Source organism: Clostridium sp. (assembly GCF_036660475.1).
Classification (GTDB): domain Bacteria; phylum Bacillota; class Clostridia; order Clostridiales; family Clostridiaceae; genus Clostridium_J.
This window is the reverse complement of the sequence record NZ_JAVXAO010000025.1, coordinates 1-20,133: the sequence shown is the minus strand read 5'-3', so window position 1 is coordinate 20,133 and position 20,133 is coordinate 1. Positions and strand designations below refer to the sequence as shown.

The 20,133-nt window shown below is 29.4% G+C and carries 17 protein-coding genes, 9 tRNA genes, 1 rRNA gene, 1 other RNA gene and 1 other annotated feature; of the genes, 2 read left to right on the top strand and 26 right to left on the bottom strand.

Annotated elements, in window-relative coordinates; genetic code table 11:
* Positions 1-331: 331 nt before the first annotated feature.
* From RSA29_RS18435 to RSA29_RS18385, 11 genes are all read right to left on the bottom strand, one after another.
* The gene (locus RSA29_RS18435) at positions 332-586 is read right to left on the bottom strand and encodes a pro-sigmaK processing inhibitor BofA family protein (protein WP_346934421.1); all 255 of its coding nucleotides are present in this window, start codon (positions 584-586) and stop codon (positions 332-334) included.
* 50 nt (positions 587-636) lie between these two features.
* On the bottom strand, positions 637-915 hold the full coding sequence (locus RSA29_RS18430) for a DUF2508 family protein (RefSeq protein ID WP_346934422.1): 279 nt from the start codon (positions 913-915) through the stop codon (positions 637-639).
* 222 nt (positions 916-1,137) lie between these two features.
* A complete protein-coding gene (recR, locus tag RSA29_RS18425) occupies positions 1,138-1,734 on the bottom strand; it encodes a recombination mediator RecR (RefSeq protein ID WP_346944633.1) in 597 nt (198 codons plus the stop codon).
* A gap of 13 nt (positions 1,735-1,747) precedes the next feature.
* Positions 1,748-2,086: a YbaB/EbfC family nucleoid-associated protein gene (locus RSA29_RS18420; RefSeq protein ID WP_346934423.1), complete on the bottom strand. Its 339-nt coding sequence runs from the start codon at positions 2,084-2,086 to the stop codon at positions 1,748-1,750.
* Between the two features lie 86 nt (positions 2,087-2,172).
* Positions 2,173-3,810 carry a DNA polymerase III subunit gamma/tau gene (gene dnaX, locus RSA29_RS18415; protein WP_346944632.1) on the bottom strand — a complete coding sequence of 546 codons (1,638 nt, stop codon included), beginning with the start codon at positions 3,808-3,810 and terminating at the stop codon, positions 2,173-2,175.
* Between the two features lie 283 nt (positions 3,811-4,093).
* An RNA gene (gene ffs / locus RSA29_RS18410) (signal recognition particle sRNA large type) lies at positions 4,094-4,359 on the bottom strand.
* A 2-nt stretch (positions 4,360-4,361) separates the two neighbouring features.
* A tRNA-Ser gene (locus RSA29_RS18405) sits at positions 4,362-4,451 on the bottom strand.
* 214 nt (positions 4,452-4,665) lie between these two features.
* Positions 4,666-5,451 (bottom strand): prolipoprotein diacylglyceryl transferase, encoded by a 786-nt coding sequence (gene lgt / locus RSA29_RS18400; RefSeq protein ID WP_346944631.1) that lies wholly within the window; start codon positions 5,449-5,451, stop codon positions 4,666-4,668.
* Positions 5,452-5,500: 49 nt separating this feature from the next.
* A complete protein-coding gene (locus RSA29_RS18395; RefSeq protein WP_346944630.1) occupies positions 5,501-5,725 on the bottom strand; it encodes a (2Fe-2S)-binding protein in 225 nt (74 codons plus the stop codon).
* Positions 5,726-6,172 (bottom strand): tRNA adenosine(34) deaminase TadA, encoded by a 447-nt coding sequence (tadA, locus tag RSA29_RS18390; protein WP_346944629.1) that lies wholly within the window; start codon positions 6,170-6,172, stop codon positions 5,726-5,728.
* An 88-nt stretch (positions 6,173-6,260) separates the two neighbouring features.
* Positions 6,261-6,337 (bottom strand) — tRNA-Arg (locus tag RSA29_RS18385).
* A 266-nt stretch (positions 6,338-6,603) separates the two neighbouring features.
* On the opposite strand from RSA29_RS18385, the gene RSA29_RS18380 reads away from it, so the two are divergent.
* Positions 6,604-7,992: a pyruvate carboxylase subunit B gene (locus RSA29_RS18380; RefSeq protein WP_346944628.1), complete on the top strand. Its 1,389-nt coding sequence runs from the start codon at positions 6,604-6,606 to the stop codon at positions 7,990-7,992.
* Between the two features lie 173 nt (positions 7,993-8,165).
* Positions 8,166-9,053, top strand: a complete 888-nt coding sequence (locus RSA29_RS18375) for a phosphatidylserine decarboxylase (RefSeq protein ID WP_346944627.1) — start codon at positions 8,166-8,168, stop codon at positions 9,051-9,053.
* Between the two features lie 16 nt (positions 9,054-9,069).
* On the opposite strand, the gene RSA29_RS18370 is transcribed toward RSA29_RS18375, so the two are convergent.
* From RSA29_RS18370 to rrf, 15 genes are all read right to left on the bottom strand, one after another.
* Positions 9,070-11,328 carry a methyl-accepting chemotaxis protein gene (locus tag RSA29_RS18370; protein WP_346944626.1) on the bottom strand — a complete coding sequence of 753 codons (2,259 nt, stop codon included), beginning with the start codon at positions 11,326-11,328 and terminating at the stop codon, positions 9,070-9,072.
* Between the two features lie 178 nt (positions 11,329-11,506).
* Positions 11,507-11,581, bottom strand: a tRNA-Arg gene (locus tag RSA29_RS18365).
* 110 nt (positions 11,582-11,691) lie between these two features.
* Positions 11,692-11,782, bottom strand: a tRNA-Ser gene (locus RSA29_RS18360).
* Positions 11,783-11,794: 12 nt separating this feature from the next.
* Positions 11,795-11,885 (bottom strand) — tRNA-Ser (locus tag RSA29_RS18355).
* A gap of 74 nt (positions 11,886-11,959) precedes the next feature.
* Positions 11,960-12,050: transfer RNA gene (locus RSA29_RS18350), tRNA-Ser, on the bottom strand.
* A gap of 12 nt (positions 12,051-12,062) precedes the next feature.
* Positions 12,063-12,153: transfer RNA gene (locus RSA29_RS18345), tRNA-Ser, on the bottom strand.
* A gap of 179 nt (positions 12,154-12,332) precedes the next feature.
* Complete coding sequence (gene serS, locus RSA29_RS18340) at positions 12,333-13,613, bottom strand: serine--tRNA ligase (RefSeq protein WP_346944625.1); 1,281 nt, start codon at positions 13,611-13,613, stop codon at positions 12,333-12,335.
* A 67-nt stretch (positions 13,614-13,680) separates the two neighbouring features.
* Positions 13,681-13,883, bottom strand: a binding site (T-box leader).
* 56 nt (positions 13,884-13,939) lie between these two features.
* Positions 13,940-14,176: a DUF1667 domain-containing protein gene (locus RSA29_RS18335; protein ID WP_346934432.1), complete on the bottom strand. Its 237-nt coding sequence runs from the start codon at positions 14,174-14,176 to the stop codon at positions 13,940-13,942.
* Between the two features lie 11 nt (positions 14,177-14,187).
* Complete coding sequence (locus tag RSA29_RS18330) at positions 14,188-15,579, bottom strand: FAD-dependent oxidoreductase (RefSeq protein ID WP_346944624.1); 1,392 nt, start codon at positions 15,577-15,579, stop codon at positions 14,188-14,190.
* 114 nt (positions 15,580-15,693) lie between these two features.
* On the bottom strand, positions 15,694-18,402 hold the full coding sequence (locus tag RSA29_RS18325; RefSeq protein WP_346944623.1) for a UPF0182 family protein: 2,709 nt from the start codon (positions 18,400-18,402) through the stop codon (positions 15,694-15,696).
* Between the two features lie 20 nt (positions 18,403-18,422).
* Positions 18,423-18,941 (bottom strand): transcription repressor NadR, encoded by a 519-nt coding sequence (locus tag RSA29_RS18320; RefSeq protein ID WP_346944622.1) that lies wholly within the window; start codon positions 18,939-18,941, stop codon positions 18,423-18,425.
* Between the two features lie 98 nt (positions 18,942-19,039).
* Positions 19,040-19,573 (bottom strand): HDIG domain-containing metalloprotein, encoded by a 534-nt coding sequence (locus RSA29_RS18315; protein WP_346944621.1) that lies wholly within the window; start codon positions 19,571-19,573, stop codon positions 19,040-19,042.
* A gap of 59 nt (positions 19,574-19,632) precedes the next feature.
* A tRNA-Ala gene (locus tag RSA29_RS18310) sits at positions 19,633-19,708 on the bottom strand.
* A 5-nt stretch (positions 19,709-19,713) separates the two neighbouring features.
* A tRNA-Ile gene (locus RSA29_RS18305) sits at positions 19,714-19,790 on the bottom strand.
* A gap of 4 nt (positions 19,791-19,794) precedes the next feature.
* Positions 19,795-19,912: ribosomal RNA gene (gene rrf / locus RSA29_RS18300) — 5S ribosomal RNA — on the bottom strand.
* Between the last annotated feature and the right edge of the window lie 221 nt (positions 19,913-20,133).

Here is a 20,133-nt window from a genome sequence, read left to right as displayed (position 1 = left end):
TGTTTCTTTGCCGCATCTCTCAGCGACAAGACTTATAATACCATGGTTTTTAATCCTACAGTATAGTTATTCTCCCCTTACACCAAAAATATACACTATATACTATATATTTCTTTATAATGCTACAAATTACTCATATTGATACACTAGGATAAGTATTGGTTGAATTTCTTGTCCCACCTAATCTATATCAATAATATCAGTATTTATTGAGTAATAAATAGCTAACATAAACTTTATATTTTGACCTTGCTAATTAATTTATTTTAGCATTATGTTAATAGCGATAAGGAGCATATAATCTCGTAAAATTATACACTCCTTAATTTAATTACCTTATATAGTTAAGTATTATTAAAAATAACACACCTGGAATACCTAATATACCTGCTATTAAAGCTGTTATTGCATTAATAGGTATAGTAAGCCCAAAATTACTACCAATTAAATTTATAAGCCATAACAGTATTCCTCCACCTATTCCATTAATAATTAGATTTAACAACACCTTTAATGGCCAAGCAAACACTTTACCAATAATAAATACAGCAACTATAGCTATTATAAACACCATTATACTTTGCATAATATCCCACCCCTTCTTTAATATTATATCAAATTCAAAACTTAAAATTACTACTTTGAATAATAATTTAATTCTTCTATCATACAGTTCGCATTTACAGTTATACCCTTCTCCTTTGCTTGAGCCAAGAAATATACATATCTAGATTTTGCCTCATTTTCTTTATATATAGCAATATCAATTAAATTAGGATCACCTACATTATCAAAACAGCTTCTCGCAACTTCTATTTCAGTTATAGAATTTTGAATTCCTTTTATTATTTCGCATTGTTCCTCTGTATAAATATTATTAAACATCATAATTTCCATTATTTTATTCCTATCCATATAGTACCTCCAATATATATTCATATATATAATTTTTGACATATATTTCTTGTGTTATACCATATTAAAATTTAATTGATTTATTTATGATATTTTTCTAAATTTCTATACATTAGAACATCTAGTATATGTAATGTATCTACCATTTATTAAAGTTTCTACTTAAATATAAAGAGATAGATGAAAATTTCATCTATCTCTTTATATTATATTTAAATTTACTTATATTTCTTTTCTACCTTCTAAGGCTTTTGATAATGTAACTTCATCTGCATACTCTAATTCTCCACCTACTGGAATTCCATGAGCTATTCTTGTAACTTTAATTCCAAAAGGTTTTAAAATCTTAGAAATATACATAGCTGTAGCTTCTCCTTCTATATTAGGATTTGTTGCAACTATAATCTCTTTCAAGTCATCATTCACCCTAGTTATAAGCTCTTTTAGCCTTATATCGTCCGGTCCTCTACCATTCATTGGTGATATAGCTCCATGAAGCACATGATATACACCATTGAATTCCCTAACCTTCTCTAATGTCATAATATCTTTAGGTTGTTCTATTACACATATAGTGCTTTTATCTCTATTCGGATTTGAACATATCGCACATGGATCACTATCTGTAAAATTACCACATATCGAGCAATACTTTATAGTACCCCTTGCTTTTATTAAAGCATTTGCAAACTCTTCAACACCTTCTCTTGGAAGATTTAAAATATGTAGAGTAAGTCTTTGTGCAGTTTTACTTCCAATGCCAGGTAGTTTCCCGAATTCTTCAATTAATTTTTCTATTGCAACAGGATAAAACTCCAAATTTGCCATCTAATTAAAATAATCCAGGCATATTAAGTCCACCTGTTAATTTACCCATTGATTCATTTGTTTCATCTTCTGCTTTTTTTAGAGCTTCATTAACTGCTGTTAAAACCAAATCTTGTAACATCTCTACATCATCTGGATCAACGACTTCCGGCTTAATTACTATATCCTTTATAACTTTCTTTCCTGTTACTGTTACTGTCACAGCACCACCACCAACTGATGCTTCAAACTCCTTAGTTTCTAAGTCTTTTTGAGCATCCTCCATTTGTTTTTGTAGCTTTTGTGCCTGCTTCATTAAATTATTCATATTTCCACCCATTCCTGGAAATCCACCTTTTGCCATTGTAATACCCTCCTTAAAATTATATCCTCATTATGATTATTATATATAATATTATAATGTAATAATCATATTATTAAAACACTTTTTTATTCATCATATATTTCAACTAAACTCTCTGGAAATATGTCTGATAACATTTTTTCTTTATCAACTTCTTTAGCTTCGCCATCATCCTCTATATCATAAGTTACAGTGACACGTTCCTTTAGTGCCTCCGAGAAAATATCATTAATAGTTTTTCTATATTCATCTTTTTCAAGTCTCAATTTGTGAAAATTATATTGTTTCGTAAATCCTATAGTAATTACCCCATTACTAAACCCTTGAACTCTTCCCATCATTAATGCTGTAGCTAATACAATGTTATTTTTTTGTTTAAGAATGTTTTGTATGTCTTTAAATGATTTTCTAATTACATCTACACTAAGTTTGCTATTAACATTTACTATAGGTTCATTCTCTGAATTTGATTTATTTATTTTAACCTGATTCAATTCATTTTCTCTATTTATTTTATTCCCTATTTCAGGCTTTATTTGCTTTACTTCACTTATAGCACCTTGCACCGTTATGTTTCCTGATGATATTTTTTCTTCTAACATATTTAATCTTGATAATACCGTTTCAATTGATGTATCATATTTTATTTTACACATCTTTATTATTGCAAGTTCTAAATATATCCTAGCTTGTTTTGTACCCTTTGCATTATCTTCAGCTTCTTGAAGAATGCTTATACACCTCATTATCTCTTCTACTCTAATTCTGGTACTCTGGTTCCTTATACCTTCTATGTTCTCTATTGACATATCTAATACATCTTCAAGATTATTACTAACACTAACCATAAGGATATTCCTCATATGTGTTATTAAATCTCTAATTAATATAGAAACATCTTTACCATCTGAAATTAACTTATTCACAACTCTAATACAATCTTCTGTATCTCTGCTTATAATAAAATCTACTATAGATACCATACTATCATTAGTAGTTATTCCAAGCATATCTACTAAATCATCATACGTAACTTTATTGTTTATAGAAATAGCTTGATCTAATATTGATAGAGCATCTCTCATTGCACCATCACACATTCTAGATAATAGTCTTAAACTATCATCTTCAATGTCCACTGATAATGAGTTAGCTATTTGTTTTAATCTTAAGAATATGTTTTCACTACTTATTCTTTTAAAATCAAATCTCTGACATCTTGATAATATTGTTATTGGAAGCTTCTGTGGATCTGTTGTTGCAAGTATAAATATAACTCTACTCGGTGGCTCCTCTAATGTCTTAAGAAATGCATTAACTGCCCCAATTGACAACATATGAACTTCATCTATTATAAATACCTTATACTTTGCTTCTTGTGGTGGGTACTGAACATCGTCAATTATATCTCTTATATTATCAACGCTATTATGTGATGCTGCATCTAATTCAGTAACATCTATAGCAACACCTTTATTGATATTTTTACACATTTCACATTCATTACAAGGTTCACCTTCCATAGGATTAAGACAATTTATAGCCTTTGCTAATATCTTTGCCGTTGAAGTCTTTCCTGTTCCTCGTGTACCACATAGTAAGTATGCATGAGCTATCCTATCATTTTGTATTGCATTTTTAAGTGTAGTTGTTATGTGTGGTTGACCTACTACATCATTGAAATCCTTTGGTCTCCACTCTCTATAAAGTGCTCTATAACCCATGTATTCTCACTCCTTATAACCATTGTGACATTACAATAATTTTATAATTTATCTTAAATTCTAAATTGCACATTTTAAATTAAAATTTATATTAATTCTATTATATATTGTTTACCAACTTATGTGAAGTAATCCATTGAACTCTATATTCTAAATATTATCATTTTAATGTGTTAATTTTATAGTTTTAAATAGATATACATACTTAAAACTAATCCTCAACTTAATTCTATAATTTAAAAAAAAGTAAAAAAAAAGATGTATTAAACATCTTAAAATAAAGTCGTGCACCTTGCTTCGATAATTAATCTATATGCGTTACCTATACAGTTAACTCAAACCAGGTTGGTCCACGGCACATGGAAGGTCTCACTTATCGCTGCTTCCTTCCAGATCTGACGAGGTTCATGAGTTTCCATTGCGTGGGGCCCAATTCTCAACGCCACTTATATAGGCCAGACCATACAGATTAAAACCTAAGCAAGGAATTCAACCCCGCTGTAGCGGATTGCAGGTTACAGGGCACCGCTGACTCCCCATCTAGCACGACATGGCGGAGAGAAGGGGATTTGAACCCCTGATAGAGTTGCCCCTATACACGCTTTCCAGGCGTGCTCCTTCGACCACTCGGACATCTCTCCATATCATGTATTTCTTATTATACTCTTTAAAATCTCTTGTTTCAAGTAAAATATTTTCTAACTAATCATAAAATTAATGTATATTCTATTATATCAATAGTGTTGCCACCTAGTAAAATATAATTCTTATAAAAATTCTTAAAGGAAACCTCTGTGACTACGTAAATTTTTTATTTTAAAATATCACTTAGTTACAAAGGTTTTATTAATGTATTTAAATATGAGGAATAGTATATTTTTTTCTATTGTTCTTTCTATAGATTATTGCTAATCCTATAATCCATATTGCTACTCCTAATATACTTACTATTTGTGCTGTTCTAAGTCCATATACCATAAGACTATCTGTTCTAAGACCTTCTATGAAGAATCGTCCTATAGAATAAAGACCTATATAACTTAACGCTACAACTCCATTTTCTTTTACCTTATGCAACATATAGAATAATATGAAGAAAACTATCAAATTCCATATAGATTCATATAGAAATGTTGGATGATAATAATTTCCATTGATAAACATACCGCTTTGAATGAATTCTGGAAATTTACTTATAAACGCTTTAGTTACTTCTCCACCATGAGCTTCTTGATTAAAGAAATTTCCCCATCTTCCAATTGCTTGGGCTAAAATTATACATGGTGCTGTCATATCAAGACATGCTAAAAATTTTAATCCCTTTTTCTTAGCACATATATATACAACTATAAATGTTGCAATTAATCCACCATGAATAGCAAGTCCACCTTGTCTTATATTAAGTATATCTATCAAGTTATCTTTATAATAACTAAATTCAAAAATAACATAGTAAAGCCTAGCTCCAATTATTGCTATTGGAAATGTTATTAAAAATATAGTTAATACATCATCATAGCTTATTCCCTTTAACTTAGAAGTATATTGGCTTAATAATAATGCAAGCATAGTGCCTGAACATATTATAATACCATACCACATTACTGGCATTCCAAAGATATTAAATGCTACTGGATTCATATATTCCCCTCCTCAATGCTTTTTATAATATTATAACCTATTGAGGTATTTATTTGTATTCTTTTATTAACTCTTTAACTTTATCTTTACATCTTCTTCCCTTACAGCTACCAGTGCATGCACCTGTTGTCTTGCTAACTTCTTCTACAGTTGTAGCCCCTTCTGATATAGCCTTTTTTATAGCTGCCCTTGTTACTACTTTGCACGGGCATACCTTTGTAAACTTATCTAATACTAATTGTCTTAACAACTCATCCTTTGATTCATCACTCATTTACCTATCCCTCCTTTCTTTAAAAAACTCTTCTAATAACTTACTACACTCTTCATTGTAAAGCCAATTTACATCTACCCAATGATTTAAGTGCTCGCTTTGAGTTATATTGAATACAGATCCACATCCACCTGCTCTTGGATCAAAAGTTCCTATATATAGGTGTCTTATACGACTTTGCACAATTGCACCTGCACACATTGTACACGGCTCCAATGTTACATACATATCACATTCATTAAGTCTCCAATCACCAATAACCTTAGTTGCACCTTTTATCGCTATTATTTCTGCATGATCAGTAGGATCATTAGTAGACTCCTTTGTATTATACCCCGTAGATATTATCTTATTATCTTTCACTATTACTGCACCTACCGGGACTTCATTTTTACTTCTTGCAATTCTGGCTTGATTAATAGCTTCTTCTAGAAAATAATTTTTCATGGGTTATTCTCCTTTAAGTAACTTGCTAGTATATCATTATACCTTTTTAATCTATAAAAAAAACTTAGTAACACAAGTTTACTAAGTTTGGTGCGCACGAGAGGAGTCGAACCTCCGGCCTTCCCCTTAGGAGGGGGATGCTCTATCCTACTGAGCTACGGGCGCATGTATCTACTAATCATTATAATGATATATCTATTTTTAGTCAATAGACCATTTTCTATATTTTGTTATGAAATCTTAAATTTATAAGCTGTTTATCATAATAATATTTACATATAAATGTATTTTATTATGACGAATTGTATATTAAATAAATTTATTCATATTTGTCAGAAAAATAACTTATTTATTGCAGTTTTTTATTTTAAACTGTGTTAAAATACTAATATATTATAATTATGCAATAAAAATTTCAGAGGTGATTTAGGATGAAAAAAATTAATATAACAGAAACGGTACTTAGAGATGCCAATCAATCTCTTATAGCAACAAGACTTCCTTTTGAAGATTTCGCACCAATTCTTAAAGAGTTGGATAATGCAGGTTATTATTCATTAGAATGTTGGGGGGGCGCAACATTCGACTCTTGTCTTAGATACTTAAATGAAGATCCATGGGAAAGATTAAAAAACATAAAGAAAATAGTTACAAAAACACCACTTCAAATGTTACTAAGAGGTCAAAACATTTTAGGCTATAAACATTATCCCGATGATGTTGTTAGAGAATTTGTTAAAATGTCAGTATATCATGGTATTGACATACTAAGAATTTTTGATGCTTTAAATGACTTTACAAACATAGAAGTTGCTATGGATGAGACAAAAAAACTAAAAGCTCATGCACAAGGAACTATAGTTTATACTGTAAGCCCAATTCATGATGTTAACAACTATACAAACCTTGCAAAACAGCTTGAAAATATGGGTGCAGACTCTATATGCATAAAAGATATGGCTGGACTTATAATGCCTTCTATCGCATATGACCTAGTTAAAAGTATAAAAGAAACTGTGAAAATACCTGTATTCTTACACTCTCATAGTACAAATGGTATTGCTGAAATGTCATACTATAAGGCTGCTGAGGCTGGTATAGATGGAATTGACACTGCAATTTCTTCATTCTCAAGCGGTACAGCTCAACCACCAACAGAAACAATGTATCACGCATTAGAAACTGCTGGATTTACAACTGGTGTTAATGTAGATAAATTAACTGATATAAACAATTTCTTTAAACCTGTTAGAGAGAAAGTATTAAAATCTGGACTTCTAGATCCTATGGTTTTAACTCCTCAACCAGAAGGTTTAACAAATCAAATACCTGGTGGTATGTTGTCTAATATGATTTCTCAGCTTAAAGCTCAAAATTCTATAGACAAACTTGACGCAGTTCTTGCAGAAGTACCAAGAGTAAGAGAAGATTTAGGTTTTCCACCACTTGTTACACCAATGAGCCAAATGGTTGGAACTCAAGCTACTGTTAACGTATTAACTGGCGAAAGATATAAAATGGTTCTTAAAGAAGTTAAAGCTTATTGTAGAGGAGAATATGGTAAAGCTCCTGGTAAAATAAATGAAGATGTTCTTAAAAAGGCCCTTGGTAATGATTCTCCTATTAAAGGAAGATTTGCTGATAGTTTAGAGCCTGCTTTCTTAAAGACAAAAGAGGATTTAAAGGATATAATCTCTAGCGAAGAAGATGTACTTTCTTATTTAGCATTCCCACAAATTGCTGAAGATTTCTTTAAAAAAAGAAGTGAAAAACCATCTGATGAAGATATGAGAAAACTTACTAATAGTGAAGTAATCTAATAATCTAATAATCTAATTAACTAAAAACTACAGTTTATTTAAATTCATCTTAATTTAAATAGCCTGTAGTTTTTTATTTTATGAAATGTATTAATAGTAAATTCCATGTTTCTTCTGTGATATAATAAATCTAACGTTAAATTAGTTTAACATTTAAATTTAGAGGTGATTTTATGATAAAATATTATAACAGAAAAAATAAAACCTATGAAATCGAATCTGTTGCTGGTGATGGAGCTTTATCACTTATATATAACAATACACTAGGCAAGCATTTTCTTCCTAGTATTGCAAAGCGTAAGTTTTTAACTACTATATATGGACGATTTTGTGACATGAAAATTAGTAAATCTTATATCTCAAACTTTGTTAAAGATTTCAATATAGACATGAAGGATTACGCTAAAAATATAGATGAATATACGTCATTCAACGATTTTTTCTACAGAGAACTCACTTCAAACAGTCGTTCAATATCTGATAATCAAAATACATTTATATCTCCATGTGATGGAAAATTATTAGCCATAAATAAAATTAATTCTGATACTTCATTTTCTGTAAAAGGATTTAAGTATAATATAGATGAATTAATTAAAAACAAATCAATTAGTGATACCTATAAAAATGGTACTTGTTTAATATTTAGACTCTGCCCAACTGATTATCATCGATTTCATTTTTTAGATTCTGGAATATGTTCAACTTCAAAGATTATAAATGGCCACTATTATTCTGTTAATCCTGTGGCTCTCGAGAATATCAGTAATGTATTTTCAGAGAATAAAAGAGAATATAGCCTACTAAAAAGTGATAATTTCGATGATGTTTTATATATAGAAGTTGGTGCAACTTTTGTAGGATCAATTATCCAAACATATTCTAGCACTATAAATGTAAACCGTGGTGATGAAAAAGGCTATTTCAAATTTGGTGGTTCCACTATAATTGTTTTTCTTAAAGAAAATATAGTTAATTTAGATGAAGACATATTAGCTCAGAGTAGCTTAGGCATTGAAACAGCTGTTCATTTTGGTGAAAAAATAGGGGTAAGAATATAAATTCTTACCCCTATTTTTATAGTTTAAATTTAAGTGTAGTCTCATTAAGATTATCTGCATTCCTTTTATTCTCTATTGCAGTATTTTTTATACCATCTATGTTATCAACTATATCCATAGTTTTTGATGATATAGATGATACTCCCATAGCACCCTCTGTTACTGTTTGTGATACCTCATCTAAAGCTCTAACAATACCCTCAATTGCCTCATGAAGTGTTTCTGCCTCATTACTAAATTCATTCATAAATGTATTAAATTTATCTGCATCATTCTCATATTGAATACCTTCTTTTATATTTCTATCGTAATCAGGTATTACTTGTTTTTCAATGAAGTTAATCATCTTTCCTGAACTAAGAGCTAAATTTTCTACAGATTTATTTACCATCTTAACAACCCTTTGTATATCAGTTGCCGTTCTTCCAGATTCTTCTGCTAACTTTCTTACTTCATCTGCAACAACAGAAAATCCTCTACCTGCATCTCCAGCTCTTGCTGCTTCTATTGCTGCATTAAGTGCTAGTAAATTAGTTTGTTGTGTTATTTTAAGAATAGAGTCCGCTAGTTCATCAATCTGTTTAACTTCCTTAGAACTGGCTATCGCTACATCTAATTCCTTTTTAACACTATTATATATATTATTTGATTTTTCTTTAGTTTCTACAGCACCTGATTTTATCTTCTGAGCTCTATTTAGTATATCTTTAGTTATTTCATATCCAGATAAAGCTTCATTTGCTATATTTTCTACACTCTTCATCATCTCTGACGATGATGCTACAATTTCTTCTGATGTAGCTGATGTTTCCTCAATTCCTGAAGAAACACTTTCTGTTTCTATTAAAGCTTCATCAGCTTTAATTTTTAAATTCTCAGTAGATTCTTCTACTATATTAACATTGTAAGCTAACCTTTCAGTTGTTGATGCTATTTCTCCAACTACATCTCTTAATGATTCCCTCATCTTTAATATAGAACTATATATAGCACCTATCTCATCCTTAGATTTTATATTAGGTAAGTTATCGTCACTTAAGTCTAACTTAGCAGTTTTATTCACCAATGTTGCCACAGTTACAATCGGATCTATTATTATCTTAGCCATAATTATTACTATAATTGATGCAATGATAATCATTACTACTGCTACAACCACAATTTGTTTTACCATATCTAATATAGGTTTCCTTATATCACTTCTATCTACATCTATAACCATTACCCAATTAACTCTAGGTACTACACCATATGATGATATAACTTTTCTATTATTATTTATATATTCTATTGAATCAGTTTCTACTTTTCCACCCTTCATTACCTTATCAACTATAGATTTTATATCCTCTACTTCTATCTGTTGACCTATCTTTTCATTTTCAGAATGATATATTAAATTACCAGTTTCATCAATTAGATATGCATGACTACTTTCTTTTCCATCTATGTTGATATTTTCTATATATGATGAAAAACTCTCTGTGTACACATGTAATGCTACATAACCTAAACACTTATTATAATTATTACTATCACGTATTGGATATGTGAATACAACTACACTTTTATCTCCTTTTACAGATTTCATTGTATTACTTATATATTTACTACCACTAGAACTAGTACTGTGATATATGTTATCAATTTCAACTTTACCTATCAAATTTTCTTCACTATCTGATATAATATTTCCTCCAGTATCAACTAGAGATATTCTATCAACATGAGTATTTTTGGATTTATATTCAATAAATGCTTTATTATTTAATTTAATTTCATCTATATTTTTCGTTAATACCTCTTGCTCCTTACTCTTTAAATTCTTTAATATATTAATATTTTCACTAGAATTTGAAATAGCAAAAGCTTCATTTGTAACTTTATCCATCATTACGGATATTGTTTGAATAGATGATGTTGTAATATTCTCCATTTCACTTTCACTTTGATTTAAAATTACCTTAGATGAATTAACATACATTAAAACACTTATTATTACCATGGAAATAATTGTTATACTTATCATGCTAATGAGAATTTTATTTTTTACACTAATACCCTTAATTCTAATTTTATCATTTTTGTAAACCATTGATATATCTTTTATATTTCTACTCTTCTTCTTTTCTTTATATGATTTACCTCTTACCATTGTATTCTTATCTATCTTAGACTTAACAAATCTATTTAACTTAACGGTAATGTTTTTAATAAAATTAGCTATATTTTTTCTATATTTTGCCAAGTTATTGTTCTGTCTATTATTACGCATAAAGATCCCCTCCAAACATATATAATTGCATATATCTATTATCGCCTATAATTCTTTAATCTTTATACCATTATATACTTTTATATACATTTATATTAAAATGTACTAATATTGTTTTATTTTTTATAGTGTTGCATAAAAAAAAGTCATTGTAAGATAATCTTACAATGACTCAATATGGTAGGGCGTGTAGGAATCGAACCCGCAATATACGGTCCGTAGCCGTATGTTATATCCATTTAACTAACACCCCATATGTTCTTAAATAACTATTACATAATATCATATATAAACAATGATTACAATAATTATTTTGAATAAAATAATTTAAAAATAGTGTGTAGTAATTACTACACACTATTCTGGCGGAGAAAGAGGGATTTGAACCCTCGCGCCGGTTACCCAACCTACGCCCTTAGCAGGGGCGCCTCTTCAGCCGCTTGAGTATTTCTCCAATTTAAAAATATGGCGGAGAGATAGGGATTCGAACCCTAGGTACGCTCACACGTACGCCGGTTTTCAAGACCGGTGCCTTAAACCAACTCGACCATCTCTCCGTAATATAAATATTACCTAAAATCATAAACATGATTTTAACATATTAAGTTTTATTTGCAGGTTTATTTTTAAATGGCGGAGAAAGAGGGATTTGAACCCTCGCGCCGGTTACCCAACCTACGCCCTTAGCAGGGGCGCCTCTTCAGCCGCTTGAGTATTTCTCCAATTTAAAAATATGGCGGAGAGATAGGGATTCGAACCCTAGGTACGCTCACACGTACGCCGGTTTTCAAGACCGGTGCCTTAAACCAACTCGACCATCTCTCCATTTCCTACAATGATTATTTTATCAACAAATGGCTCATATGTCAACATATTTTTTTAAATTTTTCATTTCCTTAAAATCTCTTTGAATCTTTGATGTTATCATGTGCTGTAATTTAATAAAATAAAAACAGATTCCATTAGTTAAATTTCATCTAATGGAATCTTTAATAATATATTATTTACTTGGAAATTAAGTCACACCCCATATATGGTCTTAATACTTCTGGTACTGTTACTGTACCATCTTCATTTTGATAATTCTCAAGTACCGCTGCTAGTGCTCTTCCTATAGCTACACCTGAACCATTTACAGTATGAACAAATTTAGGCTTAGCCTTTTGATCATCCTTATACTTTATATTAGCACGTCTTGATTGAAAATCTTCAAAATTACTGCAGCTTGATATTTCTACATACTTATTGTAACTTGGCATCCATACCTCGATATCATATTTTAATGCTGCAGTAAAGCCTAAATCGCCTCTACAGATTCTCACTATTCTATATGGAAGACCTAATCCCTGTAATACACTTTCTGCATCCTCTACTAGTTTATCTAGTTCAGTATATGAATCTTCCTGTTTTGTAAATTTAACTAATTCCACCTTGTTAAATTGGTGTTGTCTAATTAATCCCCTCGTATCTCTTCCTGCTGATCCTGCTTCTGATCTAAAACAAGCACTATAAGCAGCATATTTTATTGGAAGTTTATCTCCATCTATGGTTTCATCCCTATAGATGTTAGTTACTGGAACCTCTGCTGTTGGAATTAAGAAATAATCCGTATCAGCAACCTTAAATGCATCTTCTTCAAACTTAGGTAATTGTCCTGTACCTATCATGCTTGCTCTGTTAACCATATATGGTGGAAGAACTTCATCATATCCATTTTCATCTGTATGCTTATTTAAGAAATAGTTTATTAATGATCTTTCAAGTCTTGCCCCTAATCCCTTATATACTGTAAATCTTGATCCTGTAACTTTTCCAGCTCTCTCAAAATCTAACATATTATTATCAGTTCCAATTGTCCAGTGTTCCTTTGGTTCAAAATCAAAATTCTTAATCTCTCCCCATTTCTTAATTTCTACATTGTCATCGTCAGTGCTTCCATTTGGAACTGAGTCATGAGGAACATTTGGAATTCTAAACATTATAAATTCTAACTTTTGGTCTATCTCATTAAGCTCTAAATCATAATTCTTTATAGTATCTGAAAGAAGTTTCATTTCTTTCATTGTTTCTGATACATCTATGCCCTGCTTCTTTAGTTTAGGAATCTCAGCTGAAGTAACATTTCGTTTGTTTTTTAATTCTTCAACTTCAATTAATATATTACGTCTCTTCTGATCAAGTTCCACAACCTCATCTATAAGTGATAAATCAAAGCTCTCACCTCTATTTTGCATCTTTGCTTTAAATTCATCTGGATTATTTCTTATTCTTTTTAAATCTATCATTTTTATTCCTCCTATTTTGTATTAAAATATCTATATTTCTATATAATAAAAGAGCCTTCCACCCCATACAAGGGACGAAAGACTCCGTGTTACCACCCTAATTGAATAAACTTAATTATTCCACTCATAAATTAACGACACTTAAGATGCCGTACTGCTCATCACAGTCCCTTTAGAGGTGGATTCATAATATTATATATATCAGTTTTCACCAACCACTGATTCTCTTTAATATATAATTACTACTACTATTCTCTTCAACGGTTTATAATATAAATTTTGTATATATTTATATTATTCCTTAGTCTATTCTTTGTCAATGTTTTTTACTTACTTTTGTAAATAGACTTAGTACAAATTATATCTACACCTGTATTTAATATGTTCTTACATATAACATCTCCCTCTGAAGTTTGTGGTCCAACATATATTCTGCCTAGACATTTTGAACATTCAAGCCATAAATCTTTGCATATTGGTTCACTACTCCTAACTGAAACAACTTTATTTTCTATAGAACCTTTTACTCTTACCACCGTAGTTAATATATCTGCTTCTTTCACTTCTCATTACCTCACATTGTATCAAATTCTTTTATTCTAGATAGTAATATTATTGAATCCTTTGAATTGTTAACAACCTCTGTAATTCGCTTATCTGTTTCTCTAGCTAGTATATCGATAATTTTATCCTTACAATAGCATCCGTCACAACTTCCAAGTCCAGCTCCTGTTCTTCTTTTAACACCTGTCACTGTTCTTGCACCTAGAGGCCTTCTTATAGCATCTACGATTTCACCTTCTGTTACTTTTTCACACTGGCATACTATATTACCATATTTTCTATCTACTTCAATAATTCTATTTCTATCATCATTAGATAGGTTTTTAAATTTAAAATACTCTCGTCTTTTATCATTAAAATCTTTCTTTAATTTACAATTCAATTTCTCCACTATTAATTTAGATATATTCAATGTTAATGCCGGAGTCATTGTAACCTTGCCATAATGATTTACATTTATGCTCATATACCCACTATCTTGTATATCATCTTGTATTTTTATAGGTTCATCAAAGAGCATCCAATTTAAAACTGTCTTAATATCCTTTTCATTAATTTTTTTAGTTAATGGTTTTAATTTTTCTACAACCTTATCATAAGGTACATTTATATAACTACTATAAGCCCCTATCATTTCATTATTAATTGTAGGTCTTAAATATAATCTTTCATTCTCATTTACATCAAATATAATATTAGAATACATTTCACTGTAATTTTGATCAATTACCATATACTTAAGAAATTTACCTATATTATCTGGTTTTATTTCTTCATTTATCAGCTGCAAATTTTTATCTTTTGTAGTATCAATTACAATTTTACATGAAAATTTATTTCTACTTGTTTTTATTCTAAATCCTTTATTAATTTTATCTATAGATTCAACCTCTTCTTCTAACCTAAAATTAACTCCATTGTCAAATGCAATTTCTCCATATGCTAAAGCTAAATCATATGAACATATAACCCCTGTATTAGGTATATATATTGATTTTAAAATACCTTTACCTATATTAGGTTCGTATTCTAATACATCGTCACCAATAATCAATTTCACATCATTTATATTTTTATTTTGTGCTCTTTTGTACATTCTATCTATATTCTTAGATTGCTCATCATTTCTAGCAATGTATAAAGTTCCGCATCTTTTATATGGAACTTTAAATTTTGTAGCATACTCCTCCATAAGCAAGTTGCCTTTTCTTATAAATTTAGATGACAATTCATCTTCGCACTCTAGTCCATCGTATATAGTTGCAGTATTTATAGATGGTGTATCATTACATATATCATAATCTTTTTCTATAACTGCGATATTGAGATTATATTTTGATAATTCATATGCTAAAGCACACCCTATAATTCCTCCCCCTAATATTAATACATCATAATCCATAAACTCCTCCATATTGTTAACTTATAAACTATAAGTTATAATTATAGCCACCCTACTTCCTTAATATAAAATTATGGATTTATAGAGTGGCTAATAACATCTGTTATACTAATTTTAATTGTTTAATTGATTTATTAAATTTCCTAATTCACTTATATACTCACCGTATTTAGCCCAATCTCCACTTCTTTGAGATTCAATTGCTTTATTGTAAATATCTTGTATTTTACCTATATTTTCACCATCAATAACTCCACCTTCACCTATATTAATATCATTATTTTCATCAGTTTTAATATTAAATAGTTTAGCAAGTGCTGTTGTTATATCTTTTTCTAAAACTAATTTATCACCATAACCAACTATTACATTTTTCATCTCTGGTATACTATTCTCACCAGATGCTCTTAAGTAAAGCGGTTCTACATATAATAATGAATTTTCAATTGGAACTATTAGTACATCTCCAAATTGAACTTGTGATCCTTTAGTATCCCAAAGAGAAAGCTGTTTAGATATTTCTGGATCTTGATTTATCTTTTGTTTAAATAACATTGGACTATATACAGTTCCGCCGGTTGGAAATTTGTATAAGAACATCTTACCATAATTATCCCCATCCATTCTTACGCCATACATACCAACCATATTATCTCTTCCCTTAGTGTTGAAATATTCAAGTATTACCATCTCTTCCTTATCTTCACCATCTAATTTCATAGTAACGTATGAAGCTTCAGTCTTTTGTGATTCCTGACCTTCAACCGTATCTTTATCACTTGCTATTGACCATACATCATCACCATTATAGAATACACCAGGATCTGAAACATGATATCTACCTAAAACTTCACATTGTATATTGAATAAATCTTGTGGATATTTAAAGTGAGATTTTATATCATCAGATAATGTATCTAAATCTTTAAATAACTCTGGAAATATTTTAGAATATGTTGCTGCTATAGGATCTGTATCATCCGTAATGTAAAAATCAGTGGTACCATCGTATGCATCAATTACAACCTTAACTGAATTTCTTATATAATTAATATCATTGACAGGTTGTGCAAATGGGAATTTATTACTTGTTGTATATGCATCCATAACCCAATAAAGCCTATCATTACTAATTACTACATATGGATCATTATCATATTTTAAAAATGGAGCAATTTTATTAACTCTTTTAACTATATTTCTATTAAGTAATATTTTACTTTCATCTGTTATATCTTGAGATAATAAGAATTTAGTATTACCTTCTTTAATTGCAAATATAATTCTATTTAAGTAATTCATATCTATACCAGCTTTACCGTCATAGGTATTTGTTACATTTTCTCCACCCGCTGGGTAATCTATTTCCCCTAGCTTGGTATTTACAATACTATAATCATTAGTATTTTCTCCAAAATATATTCTAGGATTTTCTAATGATATATCTGTTTTGTTTTCTAATGGAATATTACTCATAATAAAATTAGGTTGACCTTCGCTTGTAACTGAGTTTACCTTACTCATAACAACACCATAACCATGTGTATATGCTAAGTGTTTATTTTGCCATGTAAGAGAATTTTCATCTAATTTATCAAAATTAATCTCTCTAGGTGCAACAAATACTTGATTATATTTGCCATCAATATAATACCTATCAATATCTATGTCATTAAATTGATAATAATATCTTATATATTGAAATTGATTATAAAATTCTAAGGCTGGCCTATATGAATTAACTTTAATATTTTCAACTATTTCTTCATTATTTTTTAATCCCTCAGCAGTTAAATCATTTTTAAGCTCAAAATTCATTTCATCTATTTCATCTATATTGTAAGCCATTTTCGTATATTCTATATTTCTTTCAATATAAGGCTTTTCTAGAGTTTTTTCATTTGAATTAACAATAAATTGTTGAATTAATCCAGCTGTAAAAGTTTCACCAACAATCAATACTCCAACTATTATTACCGAAAATATTATTGGTTTTATTTTTTTTGCAATTATACTAAAAAATATTATTATTGCAAATACTATTGCAGCAATAGATATTACCCTGAAAAATTTCAGCGAAACAGCTACATCTGTGTAACTTGCCCCATATACTACCCCTCTTGGTGAATATGCTAAATTCCATCCTTTAATCATATATCCTAGAGATATCATAAGCATAACAAGTGAAGATAGTATAGCAAGTTGCTTTCCTGCAAAACTAGTAATTCCACTACTTATTGATTTAAAATCTACAAATGTAACATTTCCACCAACATGGTTAGTTAACCTATCCTTAGCAGTTAGTACTATATATGTTACAAATGTTGCTATTGCCATTAATATTAATATTAATATTCCACTACTATATAATGATTCTATTAATGGTAATTTAAATGTAAAAAATGCTATATCCCTATTAAATATAGGGTCATTAATTCCAAAATTTGTAGAATTAGAAAACTCCAATATTTTATACCAGTATATACTAGCAAAGCTTAATGAAAATAATAGTGAAGCTATAAAATTGATTATCAAGAATATCTTAAAATTCTTTTTTTCCCTATTTTTATCTATTTCTATCACTTTCTTGATTTTTCTAATATTAGGTACTAAACTCTTATAATATAATGTTATCCCTATAAATATTACTAAAAATGAAGGAATCATTAATTTTAAGATTGCTAGTATCTTTGTAAAATAAATTGAAATATACCCAAGTTCACTAAACCACTGATAATCAACTATTATATTTATACTTGAAAAAGCTAAAAATAATATAATTATTAATGTTGTGAATATAGTACTACTCACCTTTTTTTTCAAAATGTTCACACTCCTCTTTCTTATAATTCTTTAATTAAAAAACCTATTTTATCTAATTCATACATTATGTTAGAAAAACTATCCTCATCTTCACATATTATTGTATGTAAATGAACTCCATTCGTTAAAATGCTTAATGGTTCTGCTGAATAATTTTTAAACTCATTGTAAAAATTCTCTATATCAAACATATTTTTAATCATTAGCATTCCCCTTATTTCACCATATAAAGGATGTTCTACAATTACATCTTCTACTATAGCTCCATATTTTACTATTATTTCAAGTTCTTTTTTCAAATCCCCTCTACTGTGATTAACAGCAATAATTTTTCTTAACCTGGACGAATCCTTTTTTAAAATCATATACCCCTTTGGTGTTGATATAACATCAATGCCCTCAGCTCTAATTATAGCTATATCCTTTACTATAACTTGACGTGTAACTTCAAATGTATTAGCTAGTGTTTGACCTTTAACTGGTTCCTCTGATATTATTAGTAACTTTTTTATGCTATCTCTTCTATTTAAACTAGTCATAGGCTCCTCCAATATATACTTTATGCAATAATGTAAAGTATATCATACAAGTAATATAAAACCATATATAATTTACATAATATTTATATTTTAATTTGCTAATTTCTATTATCATATCGTCTTAATATTTCTAACCACTTACTATCTTCATTGCAATTATGATGATTTTTTATTACATTTAAAAATTCTATATTATATCCTTTATTCTTTAATATATTATATCCCTCTTGTCCATGATTATAGTATATATATATATTAGAATTTTTATTTTCATATCTATTCAATTTACCCTTTGTAAAATAATCGAGTAATACTAACATAGACTTTTCCACTACATTTAAAGGTTTATATAATTTCCCAATATCATGTAATATCGCTGATCTTATTAATTCTTTAAAATTGATATTAAACTCATCTAAATATTCATTAGATTCATTATTAACTATATCTCTTGCCACATTAATACAATGTTTTATATCGTGTTTAGGTAATTTATTCAATAAACACATCTCTTCCTCATCTAGATATGATTTAATAAATAATTTATCACTATCATTTACATCTGCACATATACATCTCATAAATTGTCTTATTCTACCCATTATATCTACCTCTAAATTAACATTATTCATACATAAATTAGTTTTCAAAATATATCTATAAAAAAAAAGCAATCTATAAAGATTGCTTTTGGTGGAGATAAAGAGATTCGAACTCTTGACCCCCTGCGTGCAAGGCAGGTGCTCTCCCAACTGAGCTATACCCCCAAAAATGGTGGACCTTCAGGGACTCGAACCCCGGACCTACCGGTTATGAGCCGGTTGCTCTAACCAACTGAGCTAAAGATCCTCAGACCTGGCAACAACCTACCCTCCCACACAGCTGCCCGTGCAGTACTATCGGCCTCTTGATGCTTAACCTTCGTGTTCGGTATGGGAACGGGTGTATCCATCAAAAGCATAATTACCAGATTAAATTTTATATAAGCTTCATATTTCTTCGTCAACTTCCTTCACTTCAGTGCTCATTTATGTTTAATAAATTCCGCTCCTCGCTCAGTGGTTTCCTTGAACTATTCGCTTCTACCAAATTTAATTTCATACAAACTTTGGTTATAGTTTGTATTGATTAAGTTTTAAGAAAACAATTATGTTCTCTCAAAATTACATAGTAAAGTTAAATTTCTTCGTCA

What these genes read in the sequence shown, in the direction of transcription:
- RSA29_RS18435 (WP_346934421.1), bottom strand. Translation starts at nt 586, where the DNA reads ATGCAAAGTATAATGGTGTTTATAATAGCTATAGTTGCTGTATTTATT.
- RSA29_RS18375 (WP_346944627.1), top strand. Translation starts at nt 8,166, where the DNA reads ATGATAAAATATTATAACAGAAAAAATAAAACCTATGAAATCGAATCT.
- RSA29_RS18370 (WP_346944626.1), bottom strand. Translation starts at nt 11,328, where the DNA reads ATGCGTAATAATAGACAGAACAATAACTTGGCAAAATATAGAAAAAAT.
- RSA29_RS18430 (WP_346934422.1), bottom strand. Translation starts at nt 915, where the DNA reads ATGGATAGGAATAAAATAATGGAAATTATGATGTTTAATAATATTTAT.
- lgt (WP_346944631.1), bottom strand. Translation starts at nt 5,451, where the DNA reads ATGAATCCAGTAGCATTTAATATCTTTGGAATGCCAGTAATGTGGTAT.
- RSA29_RS18315 (WP_346944621.1), bottom strand. Translation starts at nt 19,573, where the DNA reads ATGAATAATGTTAATTTAGAGGTAGATATAATGGGTAGAATAAGACAA.
- serS (WP_346944625.1), bottom strand. Translation starts at nt 13,613, where the DNA reads ATGATAGATTTAAAAAGAATAAGAAATAATCCAGATGAATTTAAAGCA.
- dnaX (WP_346944632.1), bottom strand. Translation starts at nt 3,810, where the DNA reads ATGGGTTATAGAGCACTTTATAGAGAGTGGAGACCAAAGGATTTCAAT.
- RSA29_RS18320 (WP_346944622.1), bottom strand. Translation starts at nt 18,941, where the DNA reads ATGACTAGTTTAAATAGAAGAGATAGCATAAAAAAGTTACTAATAATA.
- RSA29_RS18420 (WP_346934423.1), bottom strand. Translation starts at nt 2,086, where the DNA reads ATGGCAAAAGGTGGATTTCCAGGAATGGGTGGAAATATGAATAATTTA.
- tadA (WP_346944629.1), bottom strand. Translation starts at nt 6,172, where the DNA reads ATGAAAAATTATTTTCTAGAAGAAGCTATTAATCAAGCCAGAATTGCA.
- RSA29_RS18330 (WP_346944624.1), bottom strand. Translation starts at nt 15,579, where the DNA reads ATGGATTATGATGTATTAATATTAGGGGGAGGAATTATAGGGTGTGCT.
- RSA29_RS18395 (WP_346944630.1), bottom strand. Translation starts at nt 5,725, where the DNA reads ATGAGTGATGAATCAAAGGATGAGTTGTTAAGACAATTAGTATTAGAT.
- RSA29_RS18380 (WP_346944628.1), top strand. Translation starts at nt 6,604, where the DNA reads ATGAAAAAAATTAATATAACAGAAACGGTACTTAGAGATGCCAATCAA.